Raw genomic sequence first — 13,030 nt, 5'->3', positions numbered from 1 at the left:
AAGACGAATGAAATAAAACGGAGAACAACAATGGGACTATTAAGTGGTTTACTCGGTAATGCAAGTGAAGTAGACAGTAGCGAAGTAGATAAGTTATTAGCAGATACGCTAATTCCAGGGGAAGAAGTTGCACAAGCTTACAAGGTGATCCGCGACTTGTTTATTTTTACCAATAAACGCCTAATTTTAATCGACAAGCAAGGCATGACGGGCAGCAAAGTAGAAATGCTCAGCATTCCGTATAGCAAAATCACAAAATACAGCAAAGAATCTGCGGGTCACTTCGACCTCGATGCGGAACTAAAAATATGGATTGGCTCAGATCCGACACCAATTAGTAAAGAATTTAAAGCGGGCGACAATATCAACCAAGTATATAAGATCATTTCACAATATTGTTTATAGCCACATGCAGTTAACTATGAATAGGCACGCAGGATGCGTGCTTCTTCCACACATATTCGTCCACTCTTTTATCAATAGAGTGCAGACTTGGCATTATAACAAATTTGCAGAGTGACCTATCAAGCGCCATTTTTCATCGCTACATAAATACCAAATAGACTGCCTTAGTGCGTCATATGACCTCTCACCCAAGGTATTCTCCAGTGCGGAGACGTACTCAATCACAACCTTATTGGGACACTGCTCAACTAACTTATAATCCTCGCTAATTATTTTATGCTCACTGAGATCTTCACTCTTCAAGCCTTCAATAATGTCATCCTTTGTCATACCATCACAAAATAGTCCACTTTCTGAAAACTCATCATGGATGTAGTCCGAGATCAGATTAATATTTTTTCGTAGCTCTGGCGAATGTAACGCTCGCTCTAAAGCTTCAATTTTATCCAGCATACTCTTTCCAAAAAGCCAGCATAAACCGGCTTTGCTTCTGGGCTACTTATTTTCGAGGCCAAACACCTGCTAGGCATACATCTACAAACTTTTTAGGTTTCGTCAGCTCAATCTCAACTTGTGAATGGGCAGCTTCATTACGCTTAGCACGATTTTTTAAATATGACATGACTATCTCCTTTACTCTTGAATTATAAAGTTATGTACACCTAACTTAGGTAATACAGATTGAAAAAACTTGATGTCGAATAAGACGGCGTGTTTTTCAGGCAATATTGAATCGACTTTAAATAGGTAGGGAACTTGATTAGTGGTTAGCGGATCGAGATCTGATGACTGACAAGCTAGACAGTATGTTCTTATTATGGATTGGTAATGATCATTATATTCAATCTTTTCTAGTGGAGTTTCATTCCCAAGAACCACTTTTTTTCTAATTGGATAATGATGTATAAACTGCCCAACACCTTTGCAAAATACTTGGTATAGTTCTGTATGCAAAATAAATGCATGGAATAACTCATCAACTAATTTGCTTGCTGCAGCAACTGCTTTTGGTGAAATAACCACAAATATTAGATAATCTTTTAGACCCTCAACGACCACCTGGATCTCATCATCAGATAATTTATATTCAAAGTGCGTTTCTATATACCAGTCAAACCACTCCAGTACAGCTTCGTCAAACTTATAGTTTTCAATGAAATCGACCGCGTTTTCCTTACCCTCAATTGCTTTCATTAAATCCCGTCTCCATCTCAGCAACAGCCTTAAGGTATACGTCTCACTTTAATTAGTCAAAGTGATTCTGCCCCTAATTGATTACTCACATGAAACAATAAACATGCTCCTGCTACCGAATTTCAACTGGCTTTAATGAATTTAAACACAGCAAATGAATTGAATTAATAACAGTAAAATTAGGCAATCTAGCTACACGTTTGCCAATTCAAACTTGCCCACTTACTCCTTAAAGTTTACAGCTGTTCAAATAACAGCTAACTTGTACCTAAAACATTGCGTAAGGATATAAAAATGATAAAGCAACTTACTAGCATAATTTTATGTTTTGTACTGACGGCATGTGGCAGTGACACAAGTGATACAACTCCAACAGATATAACCTCTAACAAGCCTCCAACAAATACGCCTTTACCATCATCACCCACACCTCTTCCTAATATGAGCTTTGACCAAAGCTTTATTGATGATGTTTCTGAGTTTGTTAAATTAGCGCATGCTGTTCAGTATTTTTATCCTTCTGCCGAGGTGAGAGGCTCAGATTGGTCACTTTTCATCGCAGAAAGCATTGTCGAATTAAACCAAACATCGAGTACAAATCGCAGAGAAAAAGGGATTGAACTCTTAAGACAAATTGCGCCTTACTTGGTTACACAACAAAATCACATTCCAAAATTGTTACCCAATGCGCAAACATATACTTGGATACAAAATGCGCCGGCAAACGTAAGTGCTTATACGAGTTTGCTTACCGCAGGCACGTTTAACGAGCTTCAAGAGAGAGAATTCGCGCCCAACGAACTGTTTATAACCCTCAACTTTTATCAGAGTTCCCTCTACTTACCACTCTACCTACCACTTAAAACAGAACTCACAGGTGGCACATATACAGAGTTAGGACGATGGCAAGTTGAACCTAACTTCGCGCATATTGAAACATGTATGGCTACTGTGTCAGGAATGTGGGCCAACATTCAACATTTCTGGCCTTACTTTGAACAGATTGATGTCGACTGGCCAGCAAGTTTGAATCCACTACTAGCCGCATGCTTAATTGAAGAGCCAAATAAAAGGCTGCAACTAATTAATACCGAGTTCACAAAATTGAATGACAACCACATCATAATCAAAACGACTAATATGCTTACGAATAACAATACATATTATGGTACTTTTTATTACGAGATAGTAGAAGGCAAAGCGATTGTTACAAGCGCTCAACAAGATGATCCAAATGGCGTTGAGGTTGGAGATGAGCTACTTACCGTCAATGGTGAAGATATTATTGAGTACCTTTCAAGGAAAGCGCTTTACTCTTTGAAAAGTGAATTACAAAGATTGAGTCATACTGCGAGACAGCAGTTCTTTTTTACAGAAAAGATCCCGCTTAGTTTTACCCTTAAAAAGTCAACGGGCACTACTTATCAAGCAACTATAACGCCAATAGAACCCGGTGAAATAAAACCTCTTGTTAGCTCACCCTACGTGCCTCACTCACCATCAAACATTGAATATCTGGGTGACAATATATATAAACTCAATATCTATAACGTTACACCAGATGACCTGAACGCGATAAAAGAAACGTTAAAAAATGCACAAGCCGTCGTGATCGACTTTCGCCATTACCCACAAAGCTGGGACGGATGGCGAAGCGTATTAAGTTGGTTTATCAAACAAGATGCGATTAATGATACTTTGTCTGTGCTATGGCAAGGAGCACCAAATCAAGCAGATAAAAAGGTTCAGTCATTTCTGCAAATAATTCATAGAGATGCCAACCCACTCTCGATACCCGCCATTGTACTTTCCTCTAGGAGAAGCCAAAGCCAAGGGGAACATGCGTTAATATTTGCACGCAGTGGCGGCTTGCCCATATTAGGAGAACACACATCAGGAATTAACGGAACAGTATTTGGGATCTCTTTTTTCGGGGGAGTAGGAGAGGGGAATTTAGGTGTTGAACTTTATTACACCAATACTCTATCAAGCCGCTATAATGGTGACCCTCTGATCAACGCAGGTATTGCGCCAGATTATTTAGTGCCGAGAACTAGAGAGAGCATTATCAATGGCACTGATAATCAAGTAGAACGTGCCATTGATATTCTAAAATCAGAGCTTTAGTCTTATAACAGCTCACTTAATTGAATGATCCGCTTAAAAGCTATGACAACAGGTAATTAGCTTTTAAGTGGACCCAAACTTTATGAACTAACTCAGAATGAGGAGTTAGCGCCACATCAACTTACCGTACGCTCTGAACGCAGATAAAAAACCGCAGAAAAGAGCAAGGAAACAAACACTTGACTCCAAAAGTTAGAGACAAAGGGATCAGCAACAAACTGAGATGCAATATGCCAAATACTCAGATTTAGCAAAAAACCGAGTACAAACCCATAGCCTTTGTATTGTGCGAGCAATTGCCCCAGTTCTTGCCTAAAACGCTGATATTGAGCTAATTGACTCATTTTATACTCCAGTTATTAATTCGCAACCGTAAGCTCTACCACTTCTTTCTTGGCCGATATTCGATTTATCAATAATACATCGTTATCGTTAATGTCGGTGAGATAGTCAACACTGGTAGGCACTTCGCCGAGTATAGTAAACGACGTTTTGTCTAAATCATAGGACCAAAGTTGATTGTCTTCATTGACGCCATATATCCCATTGCCGCGCATTACAAAAGATTTTCCTCTGCCGCCTTGATTGTTTAGTGCACTGATCCGCTGAGGTTCAACAGCGCCGATTTGCCAAAACTGATCAAGTCTATCCTTATACACGATTTTACCGTGTTCACTTTCAAGTGCCCAAAGCACAGGTCGCTGCGTCAGTATTTCAAACGATTGTTGAGCAAAATCATAAGCAGCTAACTTCATTTCTCCCTTTACCCTAATCTGTGTTAGTGCACGTTGTGTTGCACTTTTCCATTGATATAAGCGTAAAACAGGGTAGGCGTGCGGGTAAGGTGTCAAGCTACCATCTAAAGCAATTTGTGTCAGTACACCACTGGCACTGACCAATATGCTTTGACCATCCTCGGCCCAGTGGATCCCGCGAATAAAAGTATCTAACGGGAAATTAGTCAGTTGTCGCGTGTTATTGCCATCGCTTAGCCACACCTGTTCAGTACCAGAGCGCTCCGACCAAAATGCCACTAAGTCTCCATCTGGCTGAAAAACAGCCTGATCTTCACCAAGGTTGGTTCGTGCAAAGCTGGTATATGTTTGAGCGCCTTGTGCTAGCTGTGTCAGTGGTAATTTGACGATATCACCGTCGTAAGGCCCTTTGATCATCAGTACACTTTTGCCATCAGGGCGAAATTCGGGCTGCCTCATTCGATCTGAAAACGGCAATTGAATTTTACTCACAAGTCCTTCATAAGTCAGGCTAAATAGCTGACGTCCGGTACTGAAAATCAATTGTTGGTTGAGTGGGTCAAAACTTGGGTAGATATCGTGAAATTTAGTAATTTCCGGCGGCCGCTGGATCTGATGGCTAGAGATCAACTCACCGTCGGATTTTAGCATATCGATATAATGTAGGCCATCGGCATGAATACTACTGACCGCGATTAAATCATCTTGAGGTGAGTAGGCGTAATCAATCAACGTTCCCTCTTCTACGGTATAAAGGTCGACACCACTGTCGTCATCTATGGAATAATTGATCAGCTTCCAGCGCTCGCCTTGTTTTTGCTTCAATACCACATTGCCATCGTTCAGCCAGATAGGCTTATCAACCACTGAGTTTTTACACTGGAGAATAACTTTTGGCTGTTGAGGGCTTTTCAATGCTTTAGTAAAATCGAGTGTAACAAGGTCGTAGCAGCGCTTTTGTGTAGCGGGCTCGCTACAAGCGTCGGTGGCCAAAAACAGTAACTGCTCACCATCTTTTGAGAAACTATGCCTGCCATATGCTCCAAAGCGCTCTGTGAGTAGGATCTCTTGCTGGGTATCCGCTTTTTTTGCCCATATCTTATTATCGCAAAACTTATCTAAATAGCGGTGAAAAACAATGTACTGACCATCAGGGGAATAGCTTGCATCAAATTCTTTATCGTCAGTTGCGGTCAGTGAGCGCAAAGTATCAAAGATCAGTGGTGAAGGTTTTTTGATGGAAAAATATTGATAACCGATAGCCCCAAGCAAAATAGTAAAGGCAAGTAAAACAAACACATAAAGACTGAGTTTATGTTTATTCTGACTTTGATTTACGTGTTTATCTTGTTGCACTTCAGGCTCAGGGACTGGCATTACCTCAAGTTGCGGCTCAGTATTCGTCAGCTCGCTCGTTTGCTCCCCCCAACGTACTTCACACTCTAAGCTATATCCTTTTTTAGCATGCGTTTGGATGTAACCTTGCACCTTACCATCATCCCCAAGCGCCTTTCTCAATTGCGCAATACTACGCTGCAAAGTATTAGGAGAGACTACCGTATCTGGCCATACTGTATCGAGCAAGGTATCAAGGCTCATCACTTTGCCTTGATTCTGAGCCAAGCAAGTGAGTACCGCCAGAGCCTTTGGTGCCAGTGTTTGACATTCACCTTGGTGTGAAATCTGGTTACGTGATAAATCGACAAAAAAATCACCAACCCAATATTGTTCTACCATAAATCCCCAGTGTGCTTAGCGCACGCGCTAACAACGCCAATTATTATAATTATCAGTATAAGGATAAGCAGGGTAAAAATAAACAAAATCAAAAACTTAAACTTCATCAACCTGTAAGCTTAAGGACTGTTGATAAACGTCTATTTCTCACATCTATGGAAGCTTTATCTGCCTCCATACCTACGTTCGCTTTGGTAAAATACTACTAAAGTGAACAAAACTTACCGGCTGCTTGCTTTTTACCCAACTTCAGACCAAAATAAATGTAACCAATATTAGTTACATACCTAAATGTAACCAAATTAAGTTACTTTTATGACGTCAATACCTCAAGGTGCGGTGATCACAGCAGACATTGTCGGCTCCCAATCACTGTCACAATTACAACTTACAAGGCTGCAAAGTGAGTTAAAGAACTACTTAGCTGAAATAGCGACTGCGGAGCAGGGCTATTATAGTTTTTACCGCGGCGACGGTTTTCAGCTTGTGTTGCCAGATGCTACGAAACTGTTCAATGTGGCATTACAGCTACGGTTGTTTTTAATTAGCCGACATAGCGATGCCAGACTCAGCCTCGCGGTCGGTGAAGTTAATATCACAGCAGCAGATTTATCAACCGCAACAGGTGCTGCACTGGTGCTTGCGGGCCGAGGGTTGGACGCAATTGGACAAGCAAGACTCAGGTATAACAATGACAGCAATGCCCACTTTGCACTAAATCTGGCATTCGTGGATTTATTACTTTCGAACTTAACCCAAAAACAAGCAGAGGCCGCTTTTATTCATATTTCACACCCTAAGTTGAGCCATGCCGATATTGCAAAACAACTCAACACCAGTCGGGTGAACGTGACTAAATTACTCAATAGCGCACACTATGCTTTATTAGGTCAATTTTTAGCAATTGCACGCTCGCACCAATAGTCGAATGCTCAACACTTACATATCACGAGGTGGACTTAATGAACGAATGGCAAGTATTGTTATTGTGGTTAGTAATAGGCCACACAATCACTGACTTTTACCTCCAACCTATGAGCTGGGTGCATGACAGAAATACCCGCCACTATAAGTCCATCAAGTTGTTGTGGCATAGTGTGGCGCATGGCGGGGCTGCACTTGCAATCATCCTACTTTGGCAGTCGACTTTGTTTTGGGGAGTACAGTGGAATGCGCTGCTCTTTGCGCTAGCGGTAGGTATTAGCCACTATTGTATCGACTTAGCTAAATCCTATTCTAGTAAAGGCGTTATTCCTTTTGTGCTAGACCAATGTGCACATATCACCATATTAGTGGCCGTCACTTGGCAAATTGCAGAGCCTGAGATTGCCCTCAGTGCCTTTGCCAAGCCTTTTGCCAATGTCCAGCTGCTAATACTGGTTGTGGGGTATTTAATGGTATTGCATCCTGCATCGATATTCACCAGCATGCTGCTTGAGCGTTGGCAACTCAATAATTCCGCTCTTGATAGCCTGCCGCAAGCAGGAAGTTTAATTGGTCAACTTGAACGTGTATTACTACTGAGCTGCGTGTTACTGGATAGCTGGGCTGCTATCGGCTTTATTCTCGCCGCTAAATCGGTATTTCGCTTTGGCGATCTAACCCAAAGCCAAGACAGAAAGCTCACCGAATACGTGATGTTGGGCACGCTTGTCAGTGTGTTGCTGGCCCTTGTGACCGGCGTCTTAATCAAACCATTTATGCCCATTCAATTGTAATTTAATCAATTCCACGCCTTGACATTTAACCTAGGGCCTGTTTATCCTTCAAGTTTGTTTTTGCCGCAGTTTGATTGGTATTTATACAAGGCAGAGCCTGCGTAGCATAGTTGTTCTATGTGAGTCTGGCGATAAAGACTTTGTGCTCCTGCAAAGTCACCTTACCCCACATCCTTGTGGGGCAACACAGTAGAAATGCCAATCAAGCGCTGCCCTTTGGGTTCACCTGAGTGCGCTTTGTTCATTGTTGCTCAACTTTTGCCTAGATTACTAGGCGGCAAATCGAGCGTCGCGACCAAAACACACTCAGGAGAACAAAAGTCAAACTATTAACATCAGTTCGCGATTTTTGCTAACCAAGACGCTGAGAGGTTACGAGAGCCAAACACACCAACTTTCTATGAGTAAAACTCTGCTAGAGGCCAGTCGATTTACGCCCGACGGGCAACAACTCGCGCATGTTTACGTCGTGAATTACTGCTCTCCTGATGTCAGCCGTGGACATTAAGCTTTGCCTCCTGCCTAACTTGAATGTCAAAGGTTTATATTGTGCTTGGAGGCACTGCAGCTACAGGTTTTCATTATTACTTGTGTTATTTTCTATGCCTATAATTGCAACATACCGCTCAGCCAAATCATTACTGAGTAATCGCTTCGAAAACCTTTTAAATTCCGACAAAGATAGTTTCATCGAGTTAATACTAGTCTCATCAGCTTGAGAAATTAGCCGGTCAGCGAATACATAATCAAGCTGATTGCTCAATCTAATTACCTCTTTTTTGCTTTCAGCACTCAGTTGTAAAAACTCCTGCTCTGTTAACCTTTGTACCTTACTCAACATATCAGTAAAAAAATGATGGTTCATTTTTTTCATATCACCGATTGAATGTGTCGATGTCTGTAGCAAGGTAACAAAGCCGGTTCCTTTATCACTCACCTTGTGACCTGTTATTGCTGTGTAGGCAATTTTAAGTGTATTCCTAAACTTTTCCTTGTAATCACTTCTTATAATCGAGTTGAGCAAAACCGCATATACTTTCTCTTCTAGTGAGCCTGTTTGCACCTGTCTTAACGATGCCAGTATGTTTACTGGCGCATTATTTTTGAGTTCTAGCTTTTGCGAGCTGGGTGCCGGTAAAGCGTGACTCACGCTATCAGGTGACTTTGTAGGATAACGCCTAATAGCAGCAAGCAGTTGCTCATCAGACCAAATATGGTTCGATTGGATCCGTGCCAAAAACTCATTCATTCTGAACACTTGATTGTCATTGACCTTTTTCTCAATCGCGCTAATCGCGTCAGTCTTGGCTTTTGCAAGATCATCACCTAAAACCGAAGTTGGAACTTCAATAGCATTTGCCAGATAGGTGGCGAGCGATTTCCTGCCGTTTGCAACAATACTCAACTTATCGTCAATCAAAAACTTTACAGGGGTATCTAACGCATCAGCATCACTTAACCATTTGCTATATTTGGCTTCCAGGTGTGCTTTAATTATTAATGCCTCTGCATAGTCATGAATGTGAGAAATACCAGCCTTTAGCACACGATGGGATGCAAATTTGCCATCTTCTACAGCTCGCAATCTCACGTCTTTCTTCGCGACAATTGATTTTTCAACCATTTCTATCAAGGCGTTTTTTCTTGGAAAACGAAAAGATAGTGGAGCATTCACCTCATTCTTTCTTGTTGACTCAAGCAAAACATAAGGCTGGTCGTAATGTTCCATCACATCTTTATTCTTAAGTGAAACCCACTCATCATCATTCACAAATAGCTTAGTGTAAGTTTTTGCGGAAACAAACGTTTCAACGAAGCGCCTAAACAAGGCTCTATCAAGCTTTTGAGGTATATGACAAGCGTTAAGCCAGTCGGTCAATCTACCAAAGTGAACTTGATTATCTAACTCTTTAGCCAATTCAAATGATAGGTTTTTCTGTGAACATGTCAGCCTATATTCCATTGCAAAATCATTGTATGCCGATACCAATTCCGCTTCTCGTTCTACTGCCGCCAAGCTTAACAGTACAGAGTTAAAAATCGACAGAAATTGCCGCGCATCCTCATATATAGATCCCCCTTCAACTTCGCGCCGGGGAAAAGTGATTTGTAAGCTATCAAATTGATGAAATGCGTTTGGTGAAAACTCAATTGATGTGGGTGAAAACTGAAGTGTTGCTTGCCCTAAACTAACAGTATGGATGGATGAATGCTTTAAAAGGTGTGTTAAGAACTGTGTAAAAACAGGAGGCGCGCTAGCAATAGGGGGAACCGCAAATGTGAATTGAATTTCCTTGTCATCATGATTTTGTTTTTTTCTGACTTCAGTCACTGGTGTAAAGTGCAAAGAAGGCTCTTGAGTCATTCTTTGTGCGTGATCTCGTTCACTCAACTCTACAGTGCCTATCGCCTTTTCCATCAACTTAAAAGCGTTTTCTTTGCTATGCGATGACTCACTTAAAATCGTGATGTTTTTACCGTTATACCTATTAAATAACCTTTTTAGCTCGTCTTGTAACCTAGCTGCATATTTTTGAAATTCAGCGGTATTCCCCATAAAAAACGACCCATCCTTAAGCGTTAGATCAGTATGCGCAAATACCCTGAAAGTTTGCTCCCAATCAATCAGCTCTTGGTAGCGTTGCCCTTGCTTCCATTCATTATCGATTGCAGCTATTTGAGCTGCAATCGCATCTTCAGAAGCTGTGACTCCAACTAATGACTCTTGAATAAGAGGTAACAAGCCACCTAGATATTCTGTGGGAATTTCGTACCAATATCTAACCCCAGATGTATTTAAAGTTGCTCTTCTGGTGCCATTTACTGATGCGAGAAAGTCGTCAATTTTCGATACGTTTTTTGCATCTCCCCCTAAATTGAATAAGTGTTCTGTTAAATGGGAAACACCATGGGCATCACCGTTATATAAGTGCCCCGCTTTTACAAAAATAGCCAGTCTAGCTACGTTAATATCAGATTGAATATGTTGATATACAATGCCATTGCTTAGTGTTGGTAAAGTGTTTTGGCTGCGTTGCTCCAGAGCAAACGAGCTGCTATTAAAAATAAGCAAGGCGCAATAAAGAAAGGAAAAAATCGGAGAAAGGCTTCTTCTTAGCATGTTGGTATTAGCTTCCTTACAATTTGTCGCCAAACATTACCACATGACAACTTGGAGAAACAATTGTTTAAAATAAAACCGACGAATTCTCTGATGCCACCTTGACATTTCACCTAGTGTCGGCAAACTATCAGCTGCTTGATATTTATATCCGCCTGTTACCCCTCTTATTAGGAGCTGCCATCACAATGAATAACTAAGCCCTTTGTAACTGACGAACTTATTATTAATTTCCAGTGCAAGGCTTATGGTTATCTTTGGGGCTTCTCAGACCAATCTATAGACTCTTTTTCTGTTTTACTTTTTACGGCTTTTACGAGTCTTTGTGCCTTTAGCCTTTTGCACTGCTGCGACTAGGAGCAGTAATTATGCCTTGGATACAGGTAAAGCAAGCAAGCTTGACGCTTGCAAATGGTCAATGTTTATTTTGCGATGTCGACCTAACAATAGAGCGACAATTTATTGCGATAACAGGCCCAAATGGGGCAGGAAAATCACACTTACTCAAAGCCCTATCCGGTGAACAGCCTCTAACCTCGGGCGAGCGCCAAAGTCATGGGAAATGCTTTTATCTCCCACAAGATGCAACTAACCGCTTTGCTACCGTTTCTGAACTACTAGGGCTTAAAGAGAAGCTAGCAGCACTGCATCGGGCCCATCAGGGATTAGCCTCTGAGCACGACTTTGACTTAATCTCAGATGATTGGCAGTTAGAATCAACTTGGCAAGCAACACTTGCACCGCTAGAACTCTCTTTGGAAACCCCCTTTACAAAGCTTAGTCCAGGAAAGCGAATGCGAGTTTATATTGAGATACTGCAATCTCAGCCTGCAATCCTATTACTGGATGAGCCGAGTAACCACATGGACAGCAACAATAAGCACTGGCTAGCCGAGCAGCTAAAGCACCACAAACATGGTGTGGTTGCCGTCACACACGATCCTATTTTATTAGATGCAGCCGACCATATTCTGCACATAAAACAGGGGGAGCTAATTCATCACTCGCTTGGATTTGATGCCTTCAGAGAGACACTACTTCAAACTCAAGCTCGACAAAAACAACAACATTTGGCAAATCGCGCAGCACAAAAAGCACTTAAACAAGCCATGATTGCAGCGGATCTGCAACATCAAAGGCAGGCCAGTAAAGGAAAAGCACAAGTGCGCGCTGGTAGCCAAAGTAAACTGGTTACTGACTTTAAGTCAGACAGAGGGAGTAAGTGTCATGCCGGACAAACCCATAAAATTCAGCAAGCTCTAGATAAGGTTAAGAAAAATGCAGTTTACTATCGAGAAGACAAACAGCAGTTTCATTTTAATTCAACTCTGCGAGCAAAAGAAAAGATCCGCTTATGCGAAGCCGAATTGTGCTTTGGGCCGGAAAAGACACTGAACCTTTTTGCGGATACAACACAAAAGCTCAGGATAATTGGAGAAAATGGCATCGGAAAATCGACCTTGCTTAAAACCCTTGCAGGTAAGCTAGAGTTAAAGCGCGGAGAAATCCAGCGCCCTACAACATCTGTTTACTTAGATCAGCACTGCGCTTGGCTTGAACAGGGCCCTTGCGTTTTAGACATTGCCGAGCGCTCACTTGATACGCCACATCATAATATAATCACCAGCTTTGCAAGCGTTGGTCTGAATCTAGATAAGATTTCAGGACCTATCATGAACCTAAGTGGTGGCGAGAGAATGAAAGCGGCCATCGTGCTGGCGGTACAACTGCAAGGCTTTTTACTGCTTGACGAGCCAGATAATCACCTCGACCTCGAAGCACAAGAAGAGCTTGCTGCCATGCTTAATCAGCTTCCTTGTGGATTTATACTGGTCTCTCACAATGAATATTTTTGCAGTCAACTTACCAACATAAAAGTTCTACCGCTGCGTGATTAATAGTCATAGAAGGAAGAAAAGGGGGAGGAAGGAACGCCTCCCCCTTTGGGCACTTAGTGGCGTCTCTGTTATGAC

11 protein-coding genes are annotated in these 13,030 nt (G+C 41.7%); 5 read left to right on the top strand and 6 right to left on the bottom strand.

What is annotated here, in order from left to right:
• Positions 1–30 precede the first annotated feature (30 nt).
• A complete protein-coding gene (locus A587_RS0106455) occupies positions 31–405 on the top strand; it encodes a PH domain-containing protein (RefSeq protein WP_017216909.1) in 375 nt (124 codons plus the stop codon).
• Positions 406–498: 93 nt separating this feature from the next.
• Here A587_RS0106455 and A587_RS0106450 read toward each other — a convergent pair whose 3' ends face one another.
• From A587_RS0106450 to A587_RS0106440, 3 genes are read right to left on the bottom strand one after another with little or no spacing between them, the layout of a single operon-like run.
• Positions 499–858, bottom strand: coding sequence for a nuclear transport factor 2 family protein (locus A587_RS0106450; RefSeq protein ID WP_017216908.1), 360 nt, complete (start codon positions 856–858; stop codon positions 499–501).
• 46 nt (positions 859–904) lie between these two features.
• On the bottom strand, positions 905–1,027 hold the full coding sequence (locus A587_RS25345; protein WP_017216907.1) for a hypothetical protein: 123 nt from the start codon (positions 1,025–1,027) through the stop codon (positions 905–907).
• A gap of 11 nt (positions 1,028–1,038) precedes the next feature.
• Positions 1,039–1,599: a hypothetical protein gene (locus A587_RS0106440; protein ID WP_017216906.1), complete on the bottom strand. Its 561-nt coding sequence runs from the start codon at positions 1,597–1,599 to the stop codon at positions 1,039–1,041.
• A 294-nt stretch (positions 1,600–1,893) separates the two neighbouring features.
• On the opposite strand from A587_RS0106440, the gene A587_RS0106435 reads away from it, so the two are divergent.
• Positions 1,894–3,726 carry a S41 family peptidase gene (locus A587_RS0106435; RefSeq protein WP_017216905.1) on the top strand — a complete coding sequence of 611 codons (1,833 nt, stop codon included), beginning with the start codon at positions 1,894–1,896 and terminating at the stop codon, positions 3,724–3,726.
• A 116-nt stretch (positions 3,727–3,842) separates the two neighbouring features.
• Here A587_RS0106435 and A587_RS0106430 read toward each other — a convergent pair whose 3' ends face one another.
• Complete coding sequence (locus A587_RS0106430; RefSeq protein WP_017216904.1) at positions 3,843–4,070, bottom strand: hypothetical protein; 228 nt, start codon at positions 4,068–4,070, stop codon at positions 3,843–3,845.
• Positions 4,071–4,085: 15 nt separating this feature from the next.
• Positions 4,086–6,218, bottom strand: a complete 2,133-nt coding sequence (locus A587_RS0106425; RefSeq protein WP_017216903.1) for a winged helix-turn-helix domain-containing protein — start codon at positions 6,216–6,218, stop codon at positions 4,086–4,088.
• A 315-nt stretch (positions 6,219–6,533) separates the two neighbouring features.
• Between A587_RS0106425 and A587_RS0106420 the strand changes: the two genes are divergently transcribed.
• Positions 6,534–7,142, top strand: a complete 609-nt coding sequence (locus A587_RS0106420; RefSeq protein WP_017216902.1) for a hypothetical protein — start codon at positions 6,534–6,536, stop codon at positions 7,140–7,142.
• A 38-nt stretch (positions 7,143–7,180) separates the two neighbouring features.
• The gene (locus tag A587_RS0106415) at positions 7,181–7,936 is read left to right on the top strand and encodes a DUF3307 domain-containing protein (protein WP_017216901.1); all 756 of its coding nucleotides are present in this window, start codon (positions 7,181–7,183) and stop codon (positions 7,934–7,936) included.
• A gap of 568 nt (positions 7,937–8,504) precedes the next feature.
• On the opposite strand, the gene A587_RS0106410 is transcribed toward A587_RS0106415, so the two are convergent.
• Positions 8,505–11,057, bottom strand: coding sequence for an insulinase family protein (locus A587_RS0106410; RefSeq protein ID WP_017216900.1), 2,553 nt, complete (start codon positions 11,055–11,057; stop codon positions 8,505–8,507).
• A 368-nt stretch (positions 11,058–11,425) separates the two neighbouring features.
• Here A587_RS0106410 and A587_RS0106405 point away from each other — a divergent pair, with 368 nt between their 5' ends.
• Positions 11,426–12,955: an ATP-binding cassette domain-containing protein gene (locus A587_RS0106405; protein WP_017216899.1), complete on the top strand. Its 1,530-nt coding sequence runs from the start codon at positions 11,426–11,428 to the stop codon at positions 12,953–12,955.
• Positions 12,956–13,030: the final 75 nt, after the last annotated feature.

This window comes from Pseudoalteromonas sp. NJ631, from assembly GCF_000276645.1.
GTDB lineage: Bacteria > Pseudomonadota > Gammaproteobacteria > Enterobacterales > Alteromonadaceae > Pseudoalteromonas > Pseudoalteromonas piscicida.
This window is presented reverse-complemented; position numbering and strand designations above follow the sequence as displayed.